Source organism: Thalassovita mangrovi (assembly GCF_009857745.1).
In the GTDB taxonomy this organism is placed as follows: Bacteria; Pseudomonadota; Alphaproteobacteria; order Rhodobacterales; family Rhodobacteraceae; genus Thalassobius; species Thalassobius mangrovi.
This window is the reverse complement of sequence record NZ_WWEN01000009.1, coordinates 31,778-56,540: the sequence shown is the minus strand read 5'-3', so window position 1 is coordinate 56,540 and position 24,763 is coordinate 31,778. Positions and strand designations below refer to the sequence as shown.

Below are 24,763 nucleotides of genomic sequence, written 5' to 3'. Positions count from 1 at the left end.
CATGGATTATCTGACGCTTCTGCAGGTCCTCGATTCGACCGTTCGCCTTGCCACGCCGCTGCTGCTGGCCTGTCTGGCCGGGCTGTTCAGCGAACGCGCGGGCATTTTCGATATCGGGCTTGAGGGCAAGATGCTGCTGGCCGCCTTCTTCTCGGCCGCGGTGGCCTATGTCACCGGGTCGGTCTGGCTGGGCTTGCTGGCCGGGATCGCCAGTTCGATGGTGCTGGCCGGGCTGCACGGACTGGCCTCGATCACCTTCCGGGGCAATCAGCTGATTTCCGGCGTGGCGATCAACTTCCTCGCCGCCGGGATGACGGTGCTGATCGCGCAGGACTGGTTCAAGCAGGGCGGCCGCACACCGTCGCTGATCGGCGGCGCGCGGTTCGAACCGATCACCCTGCCGCTGGCCGAAACGCTGCAGCCGGTGCCGGTGATCGGGCCGCTGTATCACGACCTGATCTCGGGCCACACGGTGCTGGTCTATATAGCCTTCCTTTGCGTCCCCGCGACCTGGTGGCTGCTGTACCGCACCCGCTTCGGCCTGCGGCTGCGCGCGGTGGGGGAAAACCCGGCGGCGGTCGATACCGCGGGCGTGTCGGTTGTCGGGCTGCGCTATGCGGCGGTGGCGATCTGCGGCATCCTGTGCGGCATAGCCGGGGCATACCTGGCTACCGCGTTGCAGGCGGGCTTCGTCAAGGACATGACGGCGGGGCGCGGTTATATCGCGTTGGCAGCGCTGATCTTTGCCAAGTGGCGGCCGTGGTACGCGCTGTCGGCGACGCTGCTGTTCGGCCTGCTGCAGGCCGTCGCGCTGCGCTATCAGAACATCGACCTGGGCGGTGTGGTGATCCCGGTGCAGGTGATGGACGCGCTGCCCTATATCCTGACCGTGGTGATCCTTGCCGGTTTCGTGGGCAAGGCGATCCCGCCGCGCGCCGGTGGCGAGCCCTATGTGAAGGAACGCTAGAGACCTGCGATAAGCGCTTCTGCTATACTGCGTTACAAATCTGATATGCCCTTCGGGGCACACCAGACCAAAGTTGCAGTATTTTGCGGCGCAGCGCGCTTGATTACGCGGCGCACGTCGAGCTAGGAACGGGCATGCATATCTACCTGCCCATCGCCGAAGTGTCGGTCAATGCCTTCCTGTTGCTGGGGCTGGGCGGCGTCGTGGGCATTCTGTCGGGCATCTTCGGTGTCGGCGGCGGCTTCCTGATCACGCCGCTGCTGTTCTTCGTCGGCATCCCGCCCACCGTGGCGGTGGCGACCTCGGCCAATCAGATCGTGGCCTCGTCGGTGTCCGGCCTGCTGGCGCATCTCAAACGCAAGACCGTCGACCTGAAGATGGGTTACGTTCTGCTGGCCGGGGGGCTGGTGGGATCGGGCTTCGGGGTGCTGATCTTCAACTACCTCAAGTCGCTGGGCCAGGTCGATCTGCTGGTGCGGCTTTGCTACGTGGTGTTCCTGGGCATCATCGGCGCGCTGATGTTCGTGGAAAGCCTGCGCGCGATCCAGCGCGCCCGCAAGGCGGGCGGCGTCCTGCCCCGCAAACGCAAGCAGCGCAACTGGGTCCACGCCCTGCCCTTCAAGATGCGGTTCCGCGCCTCGGGGCTTTATATCTCGGCCATCCCGCCGCTGCTGGTGGGGTTTGCCGTCGGCCTGCTGGCCGCCGTGATGGGTGTGGGCGGCGGTTTCATCATGGTGCCGGCGATGATCTATATCCTCGGCATGCCGACCAAGGTGGTGGTGGGCACCTCGCTGTTCCAGATCATCTTCGTCGCCGGGTTCACCACGCTTTTGCACGCGATCACCAACCACACGGTGGACCTGCCGCTGGCGCTGTTCTTGCTGATCGGCGGGGTGATCGGCGCGCAGCTGGGCACCGGGATCGGGGTGAAGCTGAGGGCGGAAATGCTGCGGGTATTGCTGGCGCTCTTGGTGCTGGCGGTCTGCGGCAAGATCGCGCTGGAACTGCTGATCGAACCCTCCGAGATCTATTCTCTGGCAAAACCGGGGGCGGCAGAATGATCCGCGCCCTGATCCTTTTCCTGCTGTCGCTGATCCCGCTGAAGGCCGCGGCGCAGGAAGAAATCGTGCTGGGCCTGTCACAAAGCGAAGTGGCGATCACCGCGCGGTTCGACGGGTCCGACATGCTGATCTTCGGCGCGGTGAAGCGCGAAACGCCGATCCCCGAACAGCCGCTGGAAGTCATCATCGCCATCGAGGGCCCGTCGGGCCCGATCACCGTGCGCCGCAAGGACCGCCGCTTCGGCATCTGGGTCAACGCCGCCGAGATCGAGGTCGCAAGCGCCCCGGCCTTCTACGCCGTCGCCTCCAGCGGGCCGCTGGAGCAGGTGCTGGACCGGATCGAAAACGAACGCTACGGCATCACCGTTGACCGCGCGATCCAGGCGGTCATTCAGACGGTCGAATACGGCAACACGCAGGATTTCACCGAGGCGCTGATCCGCATCCAGCAGGAAAACGGCAGCTATCAGCGGCTGGAAAACGCGGTGGCGGTCGATCAGCAAACGCTATTCCGGACCTCGATCGCGCTGCCGTCGAACCTGACCGAGGGCGGGTACAAGGCACGGATTTTCCTGACCCGGGGCGGCAGCGTGGTGTCGATGTTCGAAACCGTCATCGACGTGCGCAAGGTGGGGTTGGAACGGTTCCTCTACAACATGGCGCAGGAACAGGCGACGCTTTACGGGCTGCTGTCGATCCTCATCGCGGTGGTCGCCGGTTGGGGCGCCTCGGCCGTGTTCCGGCTGATCCGCAACGGCTAGGCCGGTCCGGGGCGCGCCCCTTCAGCCGCGCCCGATATAGGGCATCTTGGTCGCCATGATCGTCATGAACTGCACATTGGCCTCGGGCCCCAGCTCGGCCATTTGCAGCACCGCCTTGGCGACATCGTCCACCGCCATGGTCGGCGGCGGGTTGTCGGGGTTCTTGGCGATGATGCCTTCCAAAAGCTCGGTCCGCGCATTGCCGATATCGATCTGGCCGCAGGCGATGTCGAAGGCGCGGCCATCGAGCGACAGCGTCTTGGTCAGCCCGGTGATCGCGTGCTTGGTCGTGGTATAGGTCACCGATCCCTCGCGCGGCACATGGGCGCTGATCGATCCGTTGTTGATGATCCGCCCGCCCTGGGGGTTTTGCGCCCGCATCCGGGCGAAACCCGCGCGGGCGCAATAGAACATCCCATCCAGGTTCACCGCCCGCACCAGGTTCCATTCCTCGACGCTGATTTCGTCGATCGGCGCGGCGGATCCGAACATGCCGGCATTGTTGAACAGCACGTCCAGACGCCCGGCCTGATCGACGAAACTGTCGAAGGCATCCTCGACGCTGGCCGGGTCGGTCACGTCGCAGGGCAGGATGACGGCGTTTTCATTGCCGCCCGCCACCTGTTCCAGCGCCTCGCGCCGCCGCGCCAGCAACCCGACGCGCCAGCCCCGGTCCAGGAACAGATGCGCGACAGCCGCGCCGATCCCGGCGCTGGCGCCGGTGATGATGATGGTTTTCATAGCTCCCCCTCCTCCAGTTGCAGGGCCAACGGCGCCGGGGCCGATTTCAGGTCATCGACCCTGAGCGGCCCGCTCGGCTTCGACAGCCGCGCCCGCACCACCCAATGCAGCCGTTCCTCGGCCCGTGTGATGGCAACATAGGCCAGACGTTTCCACAAGGGTTGCCCGGCCTCATTCCTGCCCATCCGGGCGGCGGCGTAAAGGTCGGGGGCAAACACCTGCACATCGCGCCATTGCGACCCCTGCGCCTTGTGGATCGTCACCGCCGCGCCATGCAGGAACACCGCACCCATGCGGGCGGCGAAGGGGATGAACGGTTCTTCCTCGTCCGGCTTTTCGATCTTCACGATGGAAGCGGCGGATACCTGCGGGTCCTCGGCGCCCATCACGTGCAGCCGCGAAAATCCCGGTTTCCGGCCGGGGCCGAGATAGATCACCTGCGCCCCCTTGATCAGGCCGCGCGCTTCCAGGTCCAGCCGCTTCTTGCGGTGTTTCAGCGGCAATTCGATCCCGTCGCAGATCAGCGGCTCGCCGATCAGCAATTCGTCCTCGGGCGCCTCGTAAACCGCGCGGAACGCGTTGATCAGCCGGATACGCGTGGCGTTGCGCCAGACCAGCACCGGTGATCGCGCCATCAGGTCGACCTCCACCCGCTGCGCCCAGACGACACGTTCGTCCTTGCGCGCGGTCTGTTCGACCATCCGTTCGAAATCCTCGAACCCCACCTCGGGATCGGCCAACGCGTGGGCCAGATCGAGGATCGGGTTATCGGCCTCCTGCCGGTGGATGCGGTGCAGGTTCAGCACCGCCGGTTCCGGCAGGGTTTCAAACACCATCTTGCCCGACTGTCCCACCGGCGCCAGCTGCGCCGGGTCGCCGAACAGGATCAGGGTCGGGAAGATTTCCTTCAGATCAGCGAATTGCTTGTCGTCGAGCATCGAGGATTCATCGACAAACCCGATATCCAGCGGATCGTCGCGCCGTTTCCAGCCGGTGATGAAATCGCTACCCCGCAGCCCGGCCGCCGCCAAAGCGCCGGGGATCGATTTGTGCAGCTGGTAAAAGGCATGCGCGCGTGCCAGCGCCTCCTCGGTCAGCTCTTCTATCTCGGGCTTTTCGCCGTTGCCCGCCAGCCATTCGGCGATCTTTTCGTATTCCGGGTCGTAAACCGGCGTGTAGAGGATGCGGTGAATTGTGGTCGCGGGCACGCCACGTGTGCGCAACACGCTCGCCGCCTTGTTGGTCGGCGCCAGGATCGCCAGCGTACGCCGCTCCTTGCGCTTGCGGCCCTCGTAATCGCCCGACACCACGTCGACGCCCGCCGTTTCCAGCGCCTTGTAGAGCTCGGCCAGCAGCAGCGTCTTGCCCGATCCGGCCTTGCCGGTGACGGCCAATACGCGGGCCTTGCCTTCCATCGGCGGGGTCAGGATGCCCTCGGCCAGATCGACACCGACCGAGCGCAGCGCCTCGGCGATACGGTCATAGGCTTCGGCCTGGTCATGGGAAAATTGCAGCGCGGGAACGGTCATGGCGCGACCCTATATCGGGGCCGGGGAAAGGGCTAGGGAAGGACGGTGAAATTCTGCATGCGGGCCGCGTCAGGTTGGGCACGGCCCGGCCGCGCGGCCGGGCAACCGCCCGGCGCGCGCCGGGCGTATCCCGCAAAAAAATCCGCGGCGCTTTTGCAAGCGCCGCGGATCTATCGTTTAAACCGATGTGGTTACTTCTTGCCCGCTTCCAGCACGTCCTCGAAGGTACGCAGCCCGGTGCGCGGCGCCTGAACCAGCACCGCCATGTTGCCGGGCTTGTGTTCGTTTCGCAGCATCTTCAGGTGTGCGTCGGGGATTTCCGCCCAGGGGAAAACCTCGGACATGGTCGGGTCGATCCGGCGTTCGATCATCAGCTTGTTCGCCGCCGCAGCCTGCTTCAGGTGGGCGAAGTGCGACCCCTGCAGGCGCTTCTGGTGCATCCACATGTAACGGACGTCGAAGGTGCAGTTGAAGCCGCTGGTCCCGGCACAGATCACCACCATGCCGCCCTTCTTGACCACCAGGGTCGACACCGGGAAGGTCGCTTCGCCGGGATGTTCGAACACCATGTCGACGCTGACACCCTTGCCCAGGATATCCCAGATCGCCTTGCCGAATTTGCGCGCCTCTTTCAGCCAGGCGTTATATTCCGGCGTACCGACCTTGGGCAGCTGGCCCCAGCAATCGAATTCCTTGCGGTTGATCACGCCCTTGGCGCCGAGGTTCATCACGAAATCGCGCTTGTCCTCGTCGGAAATCACCCCGATCGCGTTGGCGCCGGCGGCATTGGCCAGCTGGATCGCGAAGGACCCCAGACCGCCCGAGGCGCCCCAGACCAGCACGTTCTGACCGGGCTTCAGTTCATGCGGGTGGTGGCCGAACAGCATCCGATAGGCGGTGGCCAGCGTCAGCGTGTAACAGGCGCTTTCTTCCCAGGTCAGGTGCTTGGGGCGCGGCAGCAGCTGCTGCGCCTGCACGCGGGTGAACTGGGCAAAGGACCCGTCATAGGTTTCATAGCCCCAAATCCGCTGGGTCGGCGAAAACATCGGGTCGCCGCCGTTGCATTCCTCGTCGTCGCCATCATCCTGGTTGCAGTGGATCACGACCTCGTCGCCCACTTTCCAGGTCTTCACCTTGTCGCCCACCGCCCAGACGATGCCCGACGCGTCGGACCCGGCGATGTGATAGGGGTGCTTATGGGAATCGAAGGGCGAGATCGGCACGCCCAGCCCGGCCCAGATGCCGTTGTAGTTCACGCCCGCGGCCATCACCAACACCAGCACTTCGTGGCTGTCAATTTCCCAGGTATCGACGACTTCGACCTGGAAGGATTTGTCCGGTTCACCATGGCGGTCCTGGCGGATCGCCCAGGAATACATTTTCTTCGGCACATAGCCCAGCGGGGGCATTTCGCCGATCTCGTAAAGGTCCTTTTCAGGCGCGTCGTACGGGGCGATCCCCGTGTCGGTATCCAGAGCCATCCTTGCCTCCAATATTGGTCATGCCGCGATGCAGAATCGCGCGATCTGACCCGAGAGATAAAGATGGGCGCGCAACAATGCAATCAGTTTAAACTCATTTTTGTAATTTTATGACCTCGCAACCGCAGAAACACTTTCTGCGACCGCATAATCTGCCGCTTCATATAGGCAGGCGCCCCGACAGCGCGTATTTTGCACTTGCGAAGGGAACGCAGCGGAAATGCCGCGACGCGGCGAATTGACAGCGCCACAATATTCCAAGTATCAACACCCAAGCGCAAGATTATTGCCCATCTGATTCACGAGGCCGCGATGACCGAGACGACGAAAGACCGACCCTGGCTGTTCCGCACCTATGCGGGCCATTCGACCGCGAAAGCGTCGAACGCGCTTTACCGCTCGAACCTCGCCAAGGGGCAGACCGGGCTTTCGGTGGCCTTCGACCTGCCGACCCAGACCGGCTATGACAGCGACCATATCCTGGCGCGGGGCGAGGTCGGCAAGGTCGGCGTGCCAGTCTGCCATCTGGGCGACATGCGGGCGCTGTTCGATGACATCCCGCTGGAACAGATGAACACCTCGATGACGATCAACGCCACGGCGCCCTGGCTGCTGTCGCTGTATATCGCCACGGCCGAGGAACAGGGCGCGGATGTGTCCAAGCTGCAGGGCACGGTGCAGAACGACCTGATCAAGGAATACCTGTCGCGCGGCACCTATATCTGTCCGCCGAAACCATCGCTGAAGATGATCGCGGACGTGGCCGAATATTGCTATTCCAACGTGCCCAAGTGGAACCCGATGAACGTCTGTTCCTACCACTTGCAGGAAGCGGGCGCGACGCCGGAACAGGAACTGGCCTTCGCGCTGGCCACCGCGCAGGCGGTGCTGGACGAATTGCGCCCGCGCGTGCCCGCCGAGGATTTCCCGGCGATGGTCGGGCGGATTTCCTTCTTCGTGAACGCCGGCATCCGGTTTGTCACCGAGATGTGCAAGATGCGCGCCTTCGTCGATCTGTGGGACGAGATCTGCCAGACCCGCTATGGCGTCGACAATCCGAAATTCCGCCGCTTCCGCTACGGCGTGCAGGTAAACAGCCTCGGCCTGACCGAACAGCAGCCGGAAAACAACGTCTACCGCATCCTGATCGAAATGCTGGCGGTGACCCTGTCGAAAAAGGCCCGCGCCCGCGCGGTGCAGCTGCCCGCCTGGAACGAAGCTTTGGGCCTGCCGCGCCCGTGGGATCAGCAATGGTCGCTGCGGATGCAGCAGATCATGGCCTATGAAACCGACCTGCTGGAATACGAGGACCTGTTCGACGGCAACCCGGCGGTGGATGCCAAGGTCGAGGCGTTGAAGGACGGCGCGCGGCACGAACTGGCCAATCTCGACGGGATGGGCGGCGCGGTGGCCTCGATCGAATACATGAAGGGGCGGCTGGTCGAATCCAATGCCGAGCGGCTGAACCGGATCGAAAAGAATGAAACCATCGTGGTCGGCGTCAACAAGTGGACCGAAGGCGAAGCCTCGCCGCTGATGAGCGGCGATGGCGGCATCATGGTCGTCGACCCGGCGGTGGAAGCCGAGCAGGTCGAGCGGCTGAACGCCTGGAAGGCCGAGCGCGACCAGGCAGCGGTGGACAAGGCGCTGACCGATCTGCGCGCGGCGGCACAGGCGGGCGACAATATCATGCCGGCCTCGATCAACGCGGCCAAGGCCGGCGTCACCACCGGCGAATGGGCCGCGCAGATGCGTGCGGTTTACGGCGAATATCGCGGCCCGACCGGCGTGTCGAAATCGGTCAGCAACAAGACCGAGGGGCTGGAAGACATCCGCGACGCGGTGGATGCGGTCAGCGACAAGCTGGGCAGACGTTTGAAATTCCTCGTCGGCAAGCCGGGGCTTGACGGCCATTCCAACGGCGCCGAACAGATCGCCTTCCGCGCCCGCGACTGCGGCATGGATATCGATTACGAAGGCATCCGTCTGACGCCCGAGGAACTGGTCAAGGCGGCAAAGGAAAGCAAGGCCCATGTGGTCGGCCTGTCGATCCTGTCGGGGTCGCATATCCCGCTGGTCGAGGACATGATGGAACGGATGCGCGACGCGGGGCTCAGCCATGTGCCCGTCGTCGTCGGCGGTATCATCCCCGATAACGACGCCGTCCGGCTGCTGGAAATGGGCGTGGCCAAGGTTTATACGCCGAAGGATTTCGAGCTGAACGCGATCATGAAGGACATCGTGACGCTGGTCGGTCCCAAGGCGGTTGCAGCCGAGTAATCCAGGTCCGAAAAGACGCGGAACCTACAAGATTTGCGCCCCGGAAAGCCATCGGTTTTCCGGGGCGTTTTCTGTTTCAGAAAACGCCCTGCCCCCGCCCCGCTTGCCCGACTCGCCTCTGCGGGCCTACCCTGTCCGCAGGCAACAGGAAGGTCCCGATGCGCCAGATCGCCATGCAAGCCCGCGTCACCGGCCGCGTTCAGGGCGTCGCCTTTCGCGCCTGGACCCGGGCGCGCGCCGAAACGCTGGGCCTGTCGGGATGGGTGCGCAACAACGGTGACGGATCGGTCAGCGCCCTGTTCTGCGGCAATGAGGACGCGGTTGAAACGATGATCGGCGAATTGTGGGATGGTCCCGGCGCAGCCTCGGTCACCGATGTGCAGACCGAAGCGGCCAGCCATGACGCCGCCCATACGGGCTTCCGCATCCTCCATTGATATCCGGCCGTGGCAGGCCATCCCGCCACGACCCGCTCACTTCGACGCCGCCGCCAGCTTTTCCAGCATTTCCAGCGCCGCGTCGCCCGATTTGGACAATAGATCGGACGCCGCCAGCGATGCCTTCGCCGCCGCCTCGATCACGCCTTGCGCATCCGCGCCCCCCGCCCCGCTGAGCGCCTTGGCATAGGTGGCTTCGGTCATGATCTGGACCCGGCGCAGATGATCCACCGCATCCTGCAGCGCGATCGACGCCGTCTGTGCAATCGCCAGCGCCAGCCCGGCCCCGGCGAGTTGATCTGGATTGCCCGCGACCAGGCGGCGCAATTCATCCGCTGCTTGCAGCGCCTGGGAATTCAGCGGCGTTTGATTGTCCTGAAGACCCCCGTCGGGGCCGGGCTGTGTCGGATCGCTCATTTCAGGGCTCCTTTTGCATCCGCGACGACAGCCGAAAGAGACGCCTCCGCCAGGGTCTGCCCCGCCTGCTGCCGGGCCGCCGCGTTTTCAAAGCCGATCCCCATCGCATGGGCCCAGACCTGTTGCTGCGCGCCCAACGCCGTCGCCGGCGCGGTTCCAAGGCTCATCAGGGCGGATTGCGTCACCGCATCGGTGATCTGCCCGTTCACACTGGTCGGCAGTGCCATCAGGTTCCTTTCCCTTCCAGCAGTTGTTTGACAGCGCTGGTCAGCACCGCCTGCAACAGGGTTGCGCCGGCCTGCTGGCTGCTGACCGCGTTTTCCATCAGGATGCCCGAAGAATGCGCCGCCGCCTGGTACAGCGATCCCATCGCCATCGCCGGAGATTCGGACAGGACCTTGACGTTGGTTTGCGTCACCGCGTCGGTGATCTGATCGTTTACGGCTGTTGGGAATGCCATTATTTCTTACCTCTCGTTGGATTTTGCACCGGGCCGCCATCGCCCAGCAGGGTCATGACACACTGGGTCGTCGCGGCCTGGGCCGTGATCGCGTTTTGCTGCTGGGCGTTCACCGCGTTCTCGAACAGCATGGCGCTGGAATGGGACAGCGACTGACAAACCGTCCCCATTGCCATCGCCGGGGCCTCCGCCAGTGTTTTCAGGTTGGCCTGGGTCACCGCGTCGGTCACCGCCGGCGCGACGCCGGCTTCGGCACTGTCTTCTTTGTCGACCTTTTCGGCCATGCATGGTCCTCCTGCTGAAATAGATGTTCAGGCGCCGGACAGGATCGACCGGCACAACTGCGCCAGCTTTTCCTGTTGCGCCATCTGCGCCTGCTGCTGCCGATCGGTCGCCGCCAGCATCATCTCCGACAGCTCCCGTGCGAATTCCAGTTGCGCCTTGATGGTTTCGGAAATGTCCAAATCGTCCGGGTCCGGCACGCGGGGCCTCCTTGAATACGGGCTCAAAGCCATCACGCGACATCTAAAAGGCGAATCGTTAACAAACTTCTCCCTTCGACTGAAAGTTCCGTGTCAGGTTTCCCCCACGTCCGGTTTCACCCTTTGTTGTCATGTCCTGCGGACTTCTTCATTGTGGTTTCAAAATGCGAGAGGGTCTCGAATGAGTGTGCAGATACGCCCGCTGAGGGCCGAGGACGAAGCGGAGTGGCGGCGGTTGTGGACCGCTTACCTGGTATTTTACGAAAGCAGCGTTTCCGAAGAGGTCTACCAGACCACCTTCGCCCGGCTGATCGATCCCGAACGCAAGCAGCAATGCGCCTTGCTGGCCGAACTCGATGGCAAGCCGGTGGGCCTGGTGCATTACATCTATCACGCCCATAACTGGCGGGTCGAAGACATCTGTTACCTGCAGGATCTCTATGCCGATCCGGATGTACGGGGCAAAGGCATCGGCCGGGCGCTGATCGAAGCGGTCTACAAGGCCGCCGACGATAACGGCACCCCGGCGGTCTATTGGATGACGCAGGAATTCAACCACACCGCCCGGCAGCTTTATGACCGCATCGGCACCCTGACACCTTTCATCAAATACCAGCGCTAGGAAGTCCCATGACCATTCACATCGGTGCCAAACCCGGGGAAATCGCCGAAACCGTGCTGCTGCCCGGCGATCCCTACCGCGCCAAATGGGCGGCGGAAACCTTCCTCGACGATCCCAAGCTGGTCAACGAGGTGCGCGGGATGCTGGGCTATACCGGGACCTACAAGGGCAAGCCGGTCACCATCCACGGGTCCGGCATGGGGATGCCGTCGCTGTCGATCTACGTGAACGAATTGATCCGCGATTACGGTGCGAAAACGCTGATCCGCATCGGGTCCTGCGGCGGCATGCAGGACAAGGTGAAGGTCCGCGACGTGATCCTGGCGATGACCGCCTCGACGATTTCCACCCCGTCGCGCGGCATCTTCAAGGAGTTGAACTTCGCCCCCTCGGCCGACTGGTCGCTGCTGAAGGCCGCCGCTGACGCCGCAGAAGCCAAAGGCGTCGTCCCCCATGTCGGCGGCATCTATTCGGCCGATGTGTTCTATGACGAACGACCCGACCTGAACGAACAGATGGTCCGCCACGGCATCCTCGGCGTGGAAATGGAAGCGGCGGAACTTTACAACCTCGCCCTGCGCCACGGGGTGCGGGCTCTGGCCGTGCTGACCGTGTCCGACCACCTGCTGACCCACGAAGCGCTGCCGTCGGAAGACCGCGAGAAATCTTTCGGCGACATGGTGGAAATCGCGCTAGAGGCGGCTTTCGCGTAACGCCGCCGCCAGCCGCGCCAGCGGTTCCCGCACCGGCTGGCGCAGTTGCAGGATCAACGCCTTGCCGGTGGCGACCGGGTGGTCGAACGGCGCCACCAGCCTGCCCTCGCGCAACTCTCGCTCGATCAGGCAGCGATGCCCGATCAGCACCCCGGCGCCGTTGACCGCCTCCTGCACCGCCAGCGCGTAAAGCGAAAACACCGGCCCGCGCACCGTCGGCGCCTCGGCCCCGGCAATCCGTTGCAACCAAAGCGGCCAGTCCTGCGCCCAGGCGCTGTCGGACAGGCAATTCACCCCGGCCAGATCGGCAACGTGGGCAAGACCGCCCTCCAGGGCGGGAGAACAGACCGGCAAAACCTCATCCCCGGCAATCGCCTCGCCCTCCGCCGGGTCGCCAAAGAACAGCGTCATGTCGAAGGGATCGCGTTCCAGGTTGGGCGGCTGTTCCATCGCCGTCACCGATATTTCCAGATCCGGCAACGCCCGGCGCAGCCCCGGCAGCCGCGGCGACAGCCACAGCTGCGCCACCGCAGGCAGCGCCGCGATATGCAACCGGTTGGGGCTGGCGACCGCCCTGATTTCCTGCACCGTCGCGGCGATCTGATCGAAGGCGCGGGTCGCCAGCGGCAGCACCTGCCGCCCCATGTCGTTCAGCACCACGCCCTGCGCCTGCCGGTCGAACAGCGCCACCCCGGCCCAGTCTTCCAGCAGCTTGACCTGCTGCGCCACCGCGCCCGGCGTGACGCATAATTCCTCGGCCGCGCGGGAAAACCCGCCCAGCCGCGCCGCCGCCTCGAAGGCGCGCAGCGCGTTCAGCGGCGGGCCGGAGGGGCGTGGCGGGCGAACGGGCATGATAGACCTAGAATTTCTAGGCCAAGAATACATGAAAACTGATTTGCGCAAAGCCCCTCGCCGCGATTTTCTGGCTGCAAACCACTCAGGAACCGATCCATGTCCCATCTCAGCAAACGCAACTGGGTGCCGTCCCAGGCCGAAACCCTGGTGCAGCGCATCGCCGACGACACCGCCACGGCGGACAGCGCCGATCTGGCCGCCCGCCTGGAATCCCTGGCCGACAGCAACCGGCAAATCCACGAACGCGACTGTTTCAACCTCAACCCCGCGACCAACGTGATGAACCCGCGCGCCGAGGCGCTGCTGGCCTCTGGCATCGGCACCCGTCCCTCGCTGGGCTACCCGGGCGATAAGTACGAGATGGGGCTGGAGGCGATCGAGGAAATCGAAGTGATCGCGGCCGAGCTCAGCGCCGAGATTTTCGACGCGAAATATGCCGAAATCCGGGTGCCGTCGGGCGCCATCGCCAACCTTTACGGCTTCATGGCGCTGGCGAAACCGGGCGATGCGATCATCACCCCGCCCGCCAGCATCGGCGGCCATGTCACCCATCACGCGGCGGGCTGCGCCGGGCTTTACGGGCTGCAAAGCCATGCCGCCCCGGTCGATGCCGACGGCTACAGCGTCGATCTCGACGGGCTGGCAGAGCTGGCCGAGCGGGTCCGGCCCCGGATCATCACCATCGGCGGCAGCCTGAACCTGTTCCCGCATCCGGTCGCCGACATCCGCGCCATCGCCGACACCGTCGGCGCGCATGTTCTGTTCGACGCAGCGCATCAATGCGGCATCATCGCCGGTCAGGCCTGGCCCAATCCGCTCGATCAGGGTGCGCATCTGATGACGATGAGCACTTATAAATCGCTCGGCGGCCCGCCCTCGGGGCTGATCGTCAGCAACGACATGGAAATCGCGCAGCGTCTCGACGCCATCGCCTTCCCCGGCATGACCGCCAATTTCGACGCCGCCAAATCCGCCGCCCTGGCGATGACCATGCTGGACTGGCGCGATCACGGCACCGGCTATGCCAAGGCGATGATCGACACCGCCCAGGCGCTGGCCAAGGAACTTGGCGATCTCGGCCTGCCGGTCTTCGCCGCCGGCAAGGGCGCCACCGCGTCGCATCAATTCGCGCTGGAAGCAGCCGGGTTCGGCGGCGGTCAGGCGGCGTCGAAGAAACTGCGCAAGGCGGGGTTCCTGGCCTGCGGCATCGGCCTGCCCATCGCAGAGGTCGAAGGCGATCTGAACGGACTGCGCATCGGCACGCCGGAACTGGTCCGCTGGGGCATGACGCCCGATGACATGCCGGAACTGGCCCGGCTGATCGCGGCAGCCCTGCGCGCCAACGCGCCCGAAACCCTCGCCGCCGAGGTCGCAGAATGGCGCAAGAGCTTCGACCGGCTGCATTTCATCCACGCCAGCTGATCGGTCTTCATATCAAGAAAAAAAGCGGCATCCGCCCCGTTCGGGTGTCGCCTTCTCATGAACCAGAAATATTTGCCAAGCAGAAAAGCACACACAAGAGCGTGCAAAATATGGATTGATTCATATCAAAGCGGTGCGGACGTTCCCGCTGAACCTTGGGAGCATAATTTTTCTGATTCAGGAGGTTCAGATGATTATTGCAGACTTCACCCGTAAAACCGCAATGCTGCTCGGTGTATCGACCTTGGCACTCACCTTTGCGATCGCCGTAGCGCCAGAATTCAGCCCCAATACGGGGGCAGCTTTCGCCGCGTCTGACAACGCAGGCGGCGGCAGCAGCGGTAGCGACGATGGAGGCAACCAAGGGGGCAACGACAGCAGCGGCAATAACGACAGCGGCAGCGGCCCGAGAGGCGGTGCGGGAGAACCGGACGAATCCGATGGGGAAGGTCCGCAGGCCGGCCAGCCCACAGGAGATCAGGGCGGCTCGCCGAACTGGGCTGAGGGAAGGATTCCCGAAGTGGAGCTTGGTCGCCTGAATGTGGCGCGCTCACCCAGCCACGTCTTGGATCAGGCCTACACGGAGGCCGTGAACAATATCACCCAGGACATGCTGGATTTCTACAACATGACGCTGGAGGAAATGGTCGATGCCCTCAGGAACGATTTCGAAAATCAGACCTACATCGACTCTCCGCTCGCAAATCTCGCCCTGCTTCGTGACGCACTCGATGGAACGTCGGCTTTGACGGACCTCGGCGTAACCACCGACGTCGACACGTTGATGGCGGTGTTCCTCGGCGTGGCTTCCGACAAGGGTGTAACTGTCACGACAGACACCGCTATAGCCGTGAGCACTATTCTTGGCGAGCCACTCTCTGAAGAGGACGCCGAGGCGCTTGCGGCCGATGCCGAAGCAATTCGGGACGCGGTTGAAGACGGACACGGCTAACCGATTCCTGATAGCAAGCCGCCTCCGACGCATCCCTCGGGGGCGGGAAATAGACGCAATATTTCTGGCACTCTTCTATCGATAGGCCTTTGGCTAGACAGCAGGGACGGCGCGGACAGGCATTGTTCGCGCTGTTTTCTTTTCGATTGCCGCTTAGCTCAGCGCCCGTGCGACCGGTCGTAGCCATTCACCTCCGGCTGCGACCAGCCCCGCAACGCCCCTTCCTCGGGCGCGAATACCTCGACCAGCAGGGGGTAACAGGCCGCCGCGTCGCTGGAATGTTCCGACGAACAATCCCCGCCCGGACAGGCCGACAGCGCGCCCAGCAGGTCGATCTCGGCGAAGAATTCCAGGTAATCGCCGGGGCGTACCGGGCTCGCCTTCATGAAATACTGGCCGGTATCGCGGGTAAACCCGGTGCACATGAAGACGTTCAAAACGTCATGCACATGCGGTTCGGCCTCGGCCAGTGTCATTCCGGTCGCATCGGCCAGCGCCCGGGTCAGGTTGGAATGGCAGCAATGGTGGTACTGCCCGCCCGACAGCAGGTTATGGGTATAGGGATCGCAGCGGGTGCCGATCACGTCATGCACCGACCCGCCATATTCGTCGATCCCGTACCAGGACAGCGTGTCCTCGATAATCGTCGCCATCGGCCGCAGCGTGGGGAAGGAGGACCACATCCGCTCGCCTACGCTCAGATGGGTGCCGTGCAACGCCCGCGTCTTGCCGGAATAGAACCGCTCCGACAGGTCATGCACGTTCCACAGGTTCAGATCGCCCACCTGCGCACCGTCGATCGAGGAAATGCGGAAAAACTGCCCCGCGCCCACCCGGAAACTGCCTGCATCGCGCGGCGGCACCAGCACCTCGTCCACCTTCCGCGCCCCTTCCCGGGCGGCGCGATACAGTGCCAGGTCGACCGGGGGCAGGGTATCGTTGGGATAGCAGATCACCGGTGGAACGGCGCGGCGGGCCTCGGCATCGGCGGGAATATCGGGCATCTTTCGACCTCGGGCATCACAGGGAAGGCGGCGGCGTTTTTGCCAGACAATCCTTGGGCGGCCTGCCGTCCGAAGTAAAGCTTTCGGCGCCGCAGACCATGCAGCGATAGCAGCTTTGCCCATTTGCGTCGCGGCGCCGGTCGGCGCGCCATTTGCACTGGCGCGTGCGGCGGTTGGAAAAGATCAAGATCAGGACGAAGGCGATGACAAAGCCGAGCGGAAAAATCATGCGCCGGTTCTACCGTGCGGCGGCGGCGGCGAAAAGCAGCTGAGGGCGCACCGCTTGGCCGAAACGAAAAAGGCGCGCCCGGGGCCGGGTGCGCCTTTTGCCAATATCGATCGACGGGTCGCCTCAGGCGGCCGCGGCGTATTCGTAGTATTCGACGAAATCATCGTCGCTGCCGTGCACGGCCTCTTCAGGGATGTAATAGGCAAAGGCCTGATCCAGAGCTTCCAGCGCTTCGCGGGCAAGGTCTTGTTGGGTTTTTGCGGTATCGGACATCATAGCCTCGGTTCTTCGATGTTCCTCCCGTGAGCCGTAAATAAACAATCCGGGGGAAATAACATCCGCCAAAGCAGCAATGCTGCTATGCAGCATTTGCAGGTTTGACCCGGCGGAAAGGAAAAGGCCCACCACAAGGGCAGGCCTTTCAAAGGCTTGGATACGTCAGACCCGACCTTACACGGTGCGGTTCACCAGCATCCGCTTGATCTCTGCGATCGCCTTGGCCGGGTTCAGGCCTTTCGGGCAGGTCTTGGTGCAGTTCATGATCGTGTGGCAGCGATAGAGCTTGAACGGATCTTCCAGATCGTCCAGCCGTTCTCCGGTGGCTTCATCGCGGCTGTCGATGATCCAGCGATAGGCATGCAGCAGGGCGGCCGGCCCGAGGTACTTGTCGCCGTTCCACCAGTAGGACGGGCAGGAGGTCGAGCAGGACGCGCACATCACGCATTCATACAGACCGTCGAGCTTCTTGCGGTCCTCGATCGACTGCTTCCATTCCTTGGCTGGACGGTTGGTCTTGGTTTCCAGCCAGGGCATGATCGACGCGTGCTGGGCATAGAAATGGGTCAGGTCGGGGATCAGGTCCTTGACCACCGGCATATGCGGCAGCGGGTAGATCTTGACCGTGTCCGACTTGACCTCGTCCATGCCGTAGATGCAGGCCAGCGTGTTGATGCCGTCGATATTCATCGCGCAGGACCCGCAGATACCTTCGCGGCAGGACCGGCGGAAGGTCAGGGTCGGGTCGATCTCGTTCTTGATCTTGATCAGCGCGTCCAGGATCATCGGGCCGCATTTGTCCATGTCGACGAAATAGGTGTCGACCCGGGGGTTTTCGCCGTCATCGGGGTTCCAGCGGTAAATCTGGAACTTGCGCACATTCGTGGCGCCTTCGGGCTTGGGCCAGGTTTTCCCGGTACGAACGCGGGAATTCTTGGGGAGCGTCAGTTGGACCATTGTCGCCTCTCCTACTCAACTGCTTTTTGATGCGGGCATTGCGGACCGCAACGAGGTGTTTCCAAGGGTTGCCGGGCAAAGCCCCCGGCCAGAGCAGCATCCGGGCAGGCCCCGAATGCGCGGTTCATTCTGATGTCATCGGCCTGTGCCGCCTTCGCCGCCATGACCATTACTCCACCACACAATAGCCGGACCCGCCATACATCACCGATGCGCGTCTTGGGCAGATCGGGCTGGATCCCGACCTCACCACGCCGGGGGCGGGGTAACGCGGCGCAACGGCCGCAGCAGAGGGCGGAGTGCCATAGCTGTAATCCCGGACAACCTGACCTTCGGGGGTTTTCCGGAGCTTGGACGTCTGATTGGACGCGATCACCGTCTGGAACGGAACGCCGTCCTGCGCCGCCTTGGCCTGGATGCAGGCATTCAGCGCGGCCGCCCCTTCGGCGGTCCCCCCCTCGCCGGGCACGACATTGGTGGCAACCGGTCCAGCCGCGGATACATACGATCCGGGCGCGTCCACTTCGAACATGCAGCTGACCGCGTATTTCGGCTGCCGAGCGGCGCCGCAGGACATCAGGACCGAAACCGCCAGAAGGGGCAGGAATTTAAACATGCGCTTGTTCATTCCGTACCGAACCCTTCCAGACGCCCGGCATCGCGGACAAACAGTGTATTTCCTTCGCCTTCGAACCGGGACGTATACCCGGCGGCGGTGATCCGGCCGACCAGGTCGCTGTCCCAGGTCGCGGCATGTTCGGTTTCGATCAGGATCGCGTCGGGCATGTCGCTGCCGTCGGCCTGATCCAGCCAGGGCGTCAGCACCGAATCCTCGAACCCTTCCACGTCGATCTTCAGCACGCAGAGGTCATAGCCGTCCGCGCCCTTCAGATAGGGCGCCAGCGGCCGCACCGGCACGCAGGCAGAACCATCGGCCTTGCCCTTGCCGACGCCGCGCAGCGATGCCTGGCCGTAATTCCCGGCGCTCAACATCAGCGTGGCTTCGCCTTCTTCGGCGCCCAAGGCGCAACCTTCAATCCGCACCACGTTTCCCAGATCGTTTCGGCGCACGTTTTCGCCCAGCCGCCCCAGCATCACCGGGTTGGGTTCGAACGCGATCACCCGCGATCCTTCGCCGGCGGCGCGCGCCAGCGGCACCGCGAAGGCACCGCAATTGCCGCCGATATCCAGCACCAGGGCGCGCTTGCCCGCCACGATATCGCTCAACGCCTTCAGCGATTCCACCTCGGGCGGTTCACCGTTCAGCCAGATGCACTGTTCGGTGAAATTGTCCTGCGGATTGACCAGCAGTTCCACCCCCGCGAAGCTGACCGCGGCTTGCGGCAGCAGCGGCCGCAGGTGACGCCGGACCTTGGGTCCGGCGACCTGGAAGGCCTTGCGCAGGTGCTTTTGCTGCTGGCGGTCCATCGCAGCCCCTTAGAACGTCCGCGCTTTCGGCGCGATCTTCTTGAGGCTGATGCCGCCTTCTTCCTCGGTGGTCAGCGGATCGACGATCACCGGACGATAGCTCAGCTCGACCTTGTTGCCCTCGACACGGCTGACGGTGTGGATCCGCCAGTTGTCGTCGTCGCGGTTCGGGTAATCCTCGTGCGCGTGGGCGCCGCGGGATTCCTTGCGCGCCTCGGCCCCAACGATGGTGGCCAGGGCGTTCGGCATCAGGTTGGTCAGTTCCAGCGTTTCCATCAGGTCGGAGTTCCAGACCAGCGACCGGTCGGTCACTTTCAGGTCGCCCATCTTGGCGGCGACGGCGGTCATCTTCTCGACGCCTTCCTTCAGGGACTTGTCGGTGCGGAACACCGCCGCGTCGGCCTGCATGGTGCGCTGCATTTCCAGCCGCAGGTCAGCGGTCGGGATGCCGCCATTGGCGTTGCGCAGCCCGTCGAACCGGTCGAAGGCCTTGTCGATCGAGGCCTGGCTCAGAACCGGGTTCGGCGCGTTCGGGTCGACCACCTGACCGGCGCGGATCGAGGCCGCGCGGCCGAACACCACCAGATCGATCAGCGAGTTGGAACCGAGACGGTTCGCACCGTGCACCGAGGCACAGCCCGCTTCGCCCGCGGCCATCAGGCCCGGCACGATGGCGGTCGGGTTGTCCGCGGTCGGGTTCAGAACCTCGCCCCAGTAATTGGTCGGGATGCCGCCCATGTTGTAGTGCACGGTGGGCAGAACCGGGATCGGTTCCTTGGTCACGTCGACACCGGCGAAGATCTTGGCGCTTTCCGAAATGCCCGGCAGGCGTTCGGCCAGCGCTTCGGCGGGCAGGTGCGACAGGTTCAGGTGAATGTGGTCGCCATGTTCGCCCACACCGCGGCCTTCGCGGATTTCCATCGTCATCGACCGCGACACGTAATCGCGCGGCGCCAGGTCCTTGTACTGGGGCGCATAGCGCTCCATGAACCGTTCGCCTTCGGAGTTGGTCAGGTAACCGCCTTCGCCGCGCGCGCCTTCGGTGATCAGGCAGCCCGAGCCGTAGATACCGGTCGGGTGGAACTGCACGAATTCCATGTCCTGCAGCGCCAGGCCGGCGCGGGCCACCATGCCACCGCCGTCGCCGGTGCAGGTATGCGCCGAGGTGGCCGAGAAGAAGGCCCGGCCATAGCCGCCGGTCGCCAGCACCACCATCTTGGCGTTGAACACGTGGAAGGTGCCGTCGTCGAGCTTCCAGCACACCACGCCCTGACACTGGCCGTCGTCGGACATGATCAGGTCGATGGCGAAATATTCGATGTAGAATTCGGCGTTGTTCTTCAGCGACTGGCCGTACAGCGTGTGCAGGATCGCGTGACCGGTCCGGTCGGCTGCCGCGCAGGTGCGCTGCACCGGCGGGCCGTCACCGAATTCGGTGGTGTGGCCGCCGAACGGGCGCTGGTAGATCTTGCCCTCTTCGGTGCGCGAAAACGGCACGCCGTAATGTTCCAGCTCGTAAACCGCCTTGGGCGCTTCGCGCGCAAGGTATTCCATCGCGTCGGTATCGCCCAGCCAGTCCGACCCTTTCACGGTGTCGAACATGTGCCATTGCCAGTTGTCGGGGCCCATGTTGGACAGCGAGGCGGCGATGCCGCCCTGCGCGGCCACGGTGTGCGACCGGGTCGGGAAAACCTTGGTCACGCAGGCGGTGCGCAGACCCTGTTCGGCCATGCCCAGCGTCGCCCGCAGACCCGCGCCGCCGGCGCCGACGACAACCACGTCATATTCATGGGTTTCGTATTCGTATGCAGCCATTTTTCTAATTCCTTCAGAGCGCGATCTTGGCCAGGGCGAACAGACCGAAGCCGGTCACCACATAGGACAGGCCCATCACGAACATCACCAGCAGCTTGCGCGTGGTGCCGTGCGAATAGTCTTCGATCATCATCTGCGCGCCCTTGGCGAAATGGCGCGAACCCACCACCAGCACCAGCGCAGTCAGAACCGCGGTGAACGGGCGCGAGAAGATGGCCATGACGTCTTCGTGCGAAGATCCCAGGGCACGGCCGAAGATGAAGATGAACAGCGGGACGATACAGGCCAGGCCGACCGAGCTGACGGTCATGTACCAGTGGTGTTCGGTCCCGGTATGGGAAGCGCCTTTGCCCTCGGCGCGTTTGCGGGCGGTCAGGTAACGCATGGCTCGGCTCCGGTTATACGATGATGAGGGTCAGGACGGTCAGCGCGACCGATCCGATCAGGCAGGCCCAGCCCAGCTTTTCCGCGGTGGGCAGGTCCAGCCCGCGACCGGCGTCGAAATAGAGGTGACGCAGACCGGCCAGGTAGTGATACCACAGGCCCAGTGCCGAAAGGGTCATGACCAGATCGCCGAACCACGAGGTCAGCACGGCATCGGCCAAGGCATAGTATTCAGCGCTCGTCGCCGCGGCCAGCAGCCACCACACGACCAGAATGGCGGAAACAATCAGGGCGTTGCCGGTGATCCGCGTCAGGATGGAGGTGATGGCGGTCAGCTGCGGGCGATAGATTTGGAGGTGTGGGGAAAGCGGGCGCTCGGCCTTTTTCACATCAGCCATATCAGATCCTTTCAGGGTTCCCTTGCTTGGGTTCTTTCTTACCGTTTTTTTCGTCCATGTCACGCGCCGCGGGCGCGGCGTTGGCGCTAAATCTCACGGAAAACACAGAAATTTTTTGCTTTGTGATCACACCGAAACCCGGTGTGATCACATATTCAATTCCGATTAAATCACTCGGAATTGATCTCGATTCTGCTCTGCAGAAACCCGGCGCGACCCGCGCGCCGGGCCCGCGATCACATCGGCATCAAGGCCCAGTAATCGAGATCAAGCAGGACGTCCGGCAGGTATTTCCCGTCCTCGCCCTTCAGCTCGAACGGCTCTCCACCACGGGTCGCGACCAAGCGCAGCCGGATCGCGCCGACGCCGGGGGCGGAGGTTTCGGCCTTGTCCAGAACCTCGGACCACGCCTTCAACGTCAGGCCACTGAAACATGGGTTGGCATGGGCCCCACCGTTCAGGCCCACGATCATCTGCGCATTGGCCAGCCCGTTGAAGGACAGCGCGCGCGCCATCGAAATCACGTGGCCGCCATAGATCAGCCGCTGCCCGTCGGGGCGGAAGGTGGCGTCGAAATGCACCTTGGCGGTGTTCTGCCACAGCCGGGTCGCCATCATGTGTTCGGCTTCCTCGATGGTTACGCCGTCGACATGGTCGATCTTCTCGCCGAGCTCGTAATCGCCCCAGCGATGCGGCTCACCTGCCTGCGCGAAATCGTAATTGGAGAAATCCAGCCCTTCGGGGATCACCAGGTCCTCGGCCGGGATCACCTTCTGCAACTCGGGGATCACCGTTTCCGGCGCCGGGGCGTCCAGGTCGCGTTTGCGCACCATCACCCAGCGGACGTAATCCAGCACCACCTCGCCCAACTGGTTCATGCCGCGGGTGCGGACGTACACGACGCCCGACTTGCCGTTGGAATTCTGCTTCAGCCCGATCACCTCGGACACCGACCGCAAAGTGTCGCCGGGATAGACCGGCTGCAGCCAGCGCCCCTCGGCATAGCCGAGGTTCGCCACCGCGTTCAGCGACACGTCCGGCACCGTCTTGCCGAACACCACGTGGAAGGCGGCCAGATCGTCCAGCGGGCTTTCCGGCAGACCGCAATCGCGGGCGAATTCATCCGAGGAATAGAGCGCGTGACGAGCAGGGTAGAGCGCGTGATAAAGCGCCCGCTCGCCTTCGCCCACGGTGCGCGGCACCGCGTGGGCGATCACGTCGCCCAGCTTGTAATCTTCGAAAAAGCGGCCCGGATTGGTCTTCGCCATCACTGTTCTCCAAGTTTCATTTCGGGGTGGTATTCGCCGGGGGCTTCCTTGGTCACCGCCTGACCGCAGCGCATCACGCCGTTGGCGGCGTCGAAGGCATAGGTCGGGTCACCGTGCAGTTCCCAGCCCTTGTTCAGGGCCTGGGTCACCTTGTGGCAGAAGGCCGAGGTGTCATCAGCGGTCAGAAAACGATAAAGTTTCATGGGTCTCATCCAAACGGGTTATAGCCAAGCCAGGTGTGGATCATCGCGATCGCGCCGAACACCAGAACGGTGCCGACGGCAGCGCCGATTTCCTTGCCGGTGGAAAATTCGGTCGGTTTCTTCCACTCCGGTTCCATGTTGTTGATCTGAATGACCGAAAAGACCGCCCAGATCAGCATTCCGCCGAACAGGATGAAGGAAGGCACGTCACCGTTGACGAGAAGGTGCCCGAGCGCCCAGGCCTTGACCCCGGCCAGCTGCGGATGGCGGATCTTGGCGGTGATCCGGGTTTTCATGCCCGATGCGGCGAACAGGTAGATCGACAGCAGCATCAGCAGGTTGTTGATCCCGGCCAGCATCGGGGTCCGGCCCCAGAACACCGCGCCGTCGGCCATGCGGTAGCCGACCACCATCAGCACCAGCGACAACAGCACCGCCAGGGCAATCGGCCCCTTGGCCTTTTCGCCCCAGGAGGCGCGCAGATCGGGCGCCAGTCGTTTGAACAGATGCGCGCCCGACCACAACAGCACGCCCAGAATAAGCCAGATCATGGATGCCTCCAATTAAACAGGTGTCTGGGCGTAATGTGCCTTATTTGGACAGTTCGGCAATAGCCGCCGCCTTGGCGAGGGTCTTTTTCGCAGTTTCGACATGCAGGTTTTCGACGATCTTGCCGTCGACCACCGCAACGCCCTGCCCCGACGCTTCGACTTCCTCCAGCGCCGCGATCTGGCGCTTGGCGAGGTCGATTTCCGCCTCGGAGGGGGCGAAGGCGGCATTGGTCACCTCGACCTGCGCCGGGTGGATCAGGGTCTTGCCGTCAAAGCCCATGTCGCGGCCCTGATCGCATTCGACTTTCAACCCCTCGTCATCCTTGAACTGGTTGTAGACGCCGTCGATCGCCACCACGCCATGCGCCCGCGCCGCCAGCAGGATGGTCTGCAGCGCCATCTGCATCGGCAGGCGGTCGGCCCGGAAGCGGCAGTTCAGTTCCTTCGCCAAATCGTTGGTGCCCGCGACGAAACCCGCCAGCTGCGGATGCGCGGCGATTTCCAGCGCGTTCATGATCCCCAGCGGGGTTTCCATCATCGCCCAGATCGGTTTGCCGTTGCCCAGCAGATCGGCCAGCGCCTGCACATCCGCCGCGCTGTCCACCTTGGGTAGCAGGAAAGCGTCGGCATCCGCGTCGCGCAGCGCCTCGACATCGCCCTTGCCCCATTCGGTATCCAGCCCGTTGATGCGGATAATCTTGGCCCGGTTGCCATAGCCGCCCTGATCCAGCGCCGCCTTCAGCGTGGCGCGCGCTTCGACCTTGGCGTCGGGCGTCACCGCGTCTTCGAGATCGAAGATGATCGCATCGACCGGTAGCCCCCGCGCCTTGTCCAGCGCCCGGTCCTTGGACCCGGGAATATAAAGAACCGAACGGTACGGGCGGGCGGTCATGTCCATTTTCTTCTCCTCGCAACAATCTTGCGCGGAATTGGGCATTTTTTACCAAAAACTTCAAGCAGATTTTTGCCGCATCGCAGAAATACGTAACGGCGCTGCAGCACGGGGCGCGGCGTTAACCACGTCTTCAGCGCCGAACCGGCAGGCTTTACGCATCGGACAAGGGCCAAAT

General features: G+C 63.6%; 31 protein-coding genes. 9 read left to right on the top strand and 22 right to left on the bottom strand.

Annotation, left to right across the window (positions count from 1 at the left end; genetic code table 11):
* Position 1: 1 nt before the first annotated feature.
* From GR167_RS17165 to GR167_RS17155, 3 genes are all read left to right on the top strand, one after another.
* The gene (locus GR167_RS17165) at positions 2–967 is read left to right on the top strand and encodes an ABC transporter permease (RefSeq protein WP_160974960.1); all 966 of its coding nucleotides are present in this window, start codon (positions 2–4) and stop codon (positions 965–967) included.
* Between the two features lie 134 nt (positions 968–1,101).
* Positions 1,102–2,028 (top strand): sulfite exporter TauE/SafE family protein, encoded by a 927-nt coding sequence (locus GR167_RS17160; RefSeq protein WP_160974959.1) that lies wholly within the window; start codon positions 1,102–1,104, stop codon positions 2,026–2,028.
* A complete protein-coding gene (locus GR167_RS17155) occupies positions 2,025–2,789 on the top strand; it encodes a TIGR02186 family protein (RefSeq protein WP_160974958.1) in 765 nt (254 codons plus the stop codon). Before GR167_RS17160 ends, GR167_RS17155 begins: the two co-directional genes overlap by 4 nt.
* Before the next feature lie 21 nt (positions 2,790–2,810).
* Here GR167_RS17155 and GR167_RS17150 read toward each other — a convergent pair whose 3' ends face one another.
* From GR167_RS17150 to ccrA, 3 genes are all read right to left on the bottom strand, one after another.
* Positions 2,811–3,530: an SDR family oxidoreductase gene (locus GR167_RS17150; protein WP_160974957.1), complete on the bottom strand. Its 720-nt coding sequence runs from the start codon at positions 3,528–3,530 to the stop codon at positions 2,811–2,813.
* A complete protein-coding gene (locus GR167_RS17145; RefSeq protein WP_160974956.1) occupies positions 3,527–5,059 on the bottom strand; it encodes an ATP-dependent DNA helicase in 1,533 nt (510 codons plus the stop codon). Before GR167_RS17145 ends, GR167_RS17150 begins: the two co-directional genes overlap by 4 nt.
* A gap of 191 nt (positions 5,060–5,250) precedes the next feature.
* Entirely contained in the window at positions 5,251–6,540 is a 1,290-nt protein-coding gene (ccrA, locus tag GR167_RS17140; protein WP_160974955.1) for a crotonyl-CoA carboxylase/reductase, read from the bottom strand.
* A gap of 312 nt (positions 6,541–6,852) precedes the next feature.
* Here ccrA and GR167_RS17135 point away from each other — a divergent pair, with 312 nt between their 5' ends.
* Together GR167_RS17135 and GR167_RS17130 are read left to right on the top strand one after the other, a co-directional pair.
* Positions 6,853–8,820 carry an ethylmalonyl-CoA mutase gene (locus GR167_RS17135; protein ID WP_160974954.1) on the top strand — a complete coding sequence of 656 codons (1,968 nt, stop codon included), beginning with the start codon at positions 6,853–6,855 and terminating at the stop codon, positions 8,818–8,820.
* A gap of 158 nt (positions 8,821–8,978) precedes the next feature.
* Positions 8,979–9,257: an acylphosphatase gene (locus GR167_RS17130; RefSeq protein WP_160974953.1), complete on the top strand. Its 279-nt coding sequence runs from the start codon at positions 8,979–8,981 to the stop codon at positions 9,255–9,257.
* Between the two features lie 36 nt (positions 9,258–9,293).
* Here GR167_RS17130 and GR167_RS17125 read toward each other — a convergent pair whose 3' ends face one another.
* From GR167_RS17125 to GR167_RS17105, 5 genes are read right to left on the bottom strand one after another with little or no spacing between them, the layout of a single operon-like run.
* Entirely contained in the window at positions 9,294–9,674 is a 381-nt protein-coding gene (locus GR167_RS17125) for a hypothetical protein (protein WP_160974952.1), read from the bottom strand.
* Positions 9,671–9,901 (bottom strand): RebB family R body protein, encoded by a 231-nt coding sequence (locus GR167_RS17120; protein WP_160974951.1) that lies wholly within the window; start codon positions 9,899–9,901, stop codon positions 9,671–9,673. The genes GR167_RS17125 and GR167_RS17120 overlap by 4 nt, the downstream gene beginning before the upstream one ends.
* Entirely contained in the window at positions 9,901–10,134 is a 234-nt protein-coding gene (locus tag GR167_RS17115; RefSeq protein WP_160974950.1) for a RebB family R body protein, read from the bottom strand. Before GR167_RS17115 ends, GR167_RS17120 begins: the two co-directional genes overlap by 1 nt.
* Entirely contained in the window at positions 10,134–10,418 is a 285-nt protein-coding gene (locus GR167_RS17110; protein WP_160974949.1) for a RebB family R body protein, read from the bottom strand. The genes GR167_RS17115 and GR167_RS17110 overlap by 1 nt, the downstream gene beginning before the upstream one ends.
* 27 nt (positions 10,419–10,445) lie before the next feature.
* Entirely contained in the window at positions 10,446–10,616 is a 171-nt protein-coding gene (locus GR167_RS17105; RefSeq protein ID WP_160974948.1) for a hypothetical protein, read from the bottom strand.
* A 181-nt stretch (positions 10,617–10,797) separates the two neighbouring features.
* On the opposite strand from GR167_RS17105, the gene GR167_RS17100 reads away from it, so the two are divergent.
* Both GR167_RS17100 and deoD read left to right on the top strand, forming a co-directional pair.
* Complete coding sequence (locus tag GR167_RS17100; protein WP_160974947.1) at positions 10,798–11,238, top strand: GNAT family N-acetyltransferase; 441 nt, start codon at positions 10,798–10,800, stop codon at positions 11,236–11,238.
* A gap of 8 nt (positions 11,239–11,246) precedes the next feature.
* Entirely contained in the window at positions 11,247–11,951 is a 705-nt protein-coding gene (gene deoD, locus GR167_RS17095) for a purine-nucleoside phosphorylase (RefSeq protein WP_160974946.1), read from the top strand.
* Here deoD and GR167_RS17090 read toward each other — a convergent pair.
* The gene (locus GR167_RS17090; protein WP_160974945.1) at positions 11,931–12,803 is read right to left on the bottom strand and encodes a LysR family transcriptional regulator; all 873 of its coding nucleotides are present in this window, start codon (positions 12,801–12,803) and stop codon (positions 11,931–11,933) included. The genes deoD and GR167_RS17090 overlap by 21 nt on opposite strands.
* A gap of 99 nt (positions 12,804–12,902) precedes the next feature.
* On the opposite strand from GR167_RS17090, the gene glyA reads away from it, so the two are divergent.
* Both glyA and GR167_RS17080 read left to right on the top strand, forming a co-directional pair.
* Complete coding sequence (gene glyA / locus GR167_RS17085; protein ID WP_160974944.1) at positions 12,903–14,228, top strand: serine hydroxymethyltransferase; 1,326 nt, start codon at positions 12,903–12,905, stop codon at positions 14,226–14,228.
* Between the two features lie 190 nt (positions 14,229–14,418).
* Positions 14,419–15,180 (top strand): hypothetical protein, encoded by a 762-nt coding sequence (locus GR167_RS17080; protein ID WP_160974943.1) that lies wholly within the window; start codon positions 14,419–14,421, stop codon positions 15,178–15,180.
* A gap of 158 nt (positions 15,181–15,338) precedes the next feature.
* Here GR167_RS17080 and GR167_RS17075 read toward each other — a convergent pair whose 3' ends face one another.
* The 13 genes from GR167_RS17075 to GR167_RS17020 all read right to left on the bottom strand — a co-directional run bounded on the left by GR167_RS17075 (position 15,339) and on the right by GR167_RS17020 (position 24,591).
* Positions 15,339–16,184 (bottom strand): urea carboxylase-associated family protein, encoded by an 846-nt coding sequence (locus GR167_RS17075; protein WP_160974942.1) that lies wholly within the window; start codon positions 16,182–16,184, stop codon positions 15,339–15,341.
* A 16-nt stretch (positions 16,185–16,200) separates the two neighbouring features.
* Positions 16,201–16,413, bottom strand: a complete 213-nt coding sequence (locus tag GR167_RS17070) for a hypothetical protein (RefSeq protein ID WP_160974941.1) — start codon at positions 16,411–16,413, stop codon at positions 16,201–16,203.
* 123 nt (positions 16,414–16,536) lie between these two features.
* Complete coding sequence (locus GR167_RS20195; RefSeq protein WP_212770034.1) at positions 16,537–16,686, bottom strand: hypothetical protein; 150 nt, start codon at positions 16,684–16,686, stop codon at positions 16,537–16,539.
* A gap of 177 nt (positions 16,687–16,863) precedes the next feature.
* Positions 16,864–17,646 carry a succinate dehydrogenase iron-sulfur subunit gene (locus GR167_RS17065; protein WP_160974940.1) on the bottom strand — a complete coding sequence of 261 codons (783 nt, stop codon included), beginning with the start codon at positions 17,644–17,646 and terminating at the stop codon, positions 16,864–16,866.
* A gap of 169 nt (positions 17,647–17,815) precedes the next feature.
* Positions 17,816–18,262, bottom strand: a complete 447-nt coding sequence (locus tag GR167_RS17060; protein ID WP_160974939.1) for a hypothetical protein — start codon at positions 18,260–18,262, stop codon at positions 17,816–17,818.
* Between the two features lie 8 nt (positions 18,263–18,270).
* A complete protein-coding gene (locus GR167_RS17055) occupies positions 18,271–19,074 on the bottom strand; it encodes an FkbM family methyltransferase (protein WP_160974938.1) in 804 nt (267 codons plus the stop codon).
* Between the two features lie 9 nt (positions 19,075–19,083).
* Positions 19,084–20,889 (bottom strand): succinate dehydrogenase flavoprotein subunit, encoded by a 1,806-nt coding sequence (gene sdhA / locus GR167_RS17050; protein ID WP_160974937.1) that lies wholly within the window; start codon positions 20,887–20,889, stop codon positions 19,084–19,086.
* A gap of 13 nt (positions 20,890–20,902) precedes the next feature.
* Complete coding sequence (sdhD, locus tag GR167_RS17045; protein WP_160974936.1) at positions 20,903–21,274, bottom strand: succinate dehydrogenase, hydrophobic membrane anchor protein; 372 nt, start codon at positions 21,272–21,274, stop codon at positions 20,903–20,905.
* Between the two features lie 13 nt (positions 21,275–21,287).
* Positions 21,288–21,671: a succinate dehydrogenase, cytochrome b556 subunit gene (gene sdhC / locus GR167_RS17040; RefSeq protein ID WP_160974935.1), complete on the bottom strand. Its 384-nt coding sequence runs from the start codon at positions 21,669–21,671 to the stop codon at positions 21,288–21,290.
* A 236-nt stretch (positions 21,672–21,907) separates the two neighbouring features.
* Positions 21,908–22,939 carry a MaoC family dehydratase gene (locus tag GR167_RS17035; RefSeq protein WP_160974934.1) on the bottom strand — a complete coding sequence of 344 codons (1,032 nt, stop codon included), beginning with the start codon at positions 22,937–22,939 and terminating at the stop codon, positions 21,908–21,910.
* A complete protein-coding gene (locus GR167_RS17030) occupies positions 22,939–23,142 on the bottom strand; it encodes a DUF1737 domain-containing protein (protein ID WP_160974933.1) in 204 nt (67 codons plus the stop codon). The genes GR167_RS17035 and GR167_RS17030 overlap by 1 nt, the downstream gene beginning before the upstream one ends.
* A gap of 5 nt (positions 23,143–23,147) precedes the next feature.
* Positions 23,148–23,693 carry an NnrU family protein gene (locus tag GR167_RS17025; RefSeq protein ID WP_160974932.1) on the bottom strand — a complete coding sequence of 182 codons (546 nt, stop codon included), beginning with the start codon at positions 23,691–23,693 and terminating at the stop codon, positions 23,148–23,150.
* Between the two features lie 40 nt (positions 23,694–23,733).
* The gene (locus GR167_RS17020; RefSeq protein WP_160974931.1) at positions 23,734–24,591 is read right to left on the bottom strand and encodes an HpcH/HpaI aldolase/citrate lyase family protein; all 858 of its coding nucleotides are present in this window, start codon (positions 24,589–24,591) and stop codon (positions 23,734–23,736) included.
* Positions 24,592–24,763 lie beyond the last annotated feature (172 nt).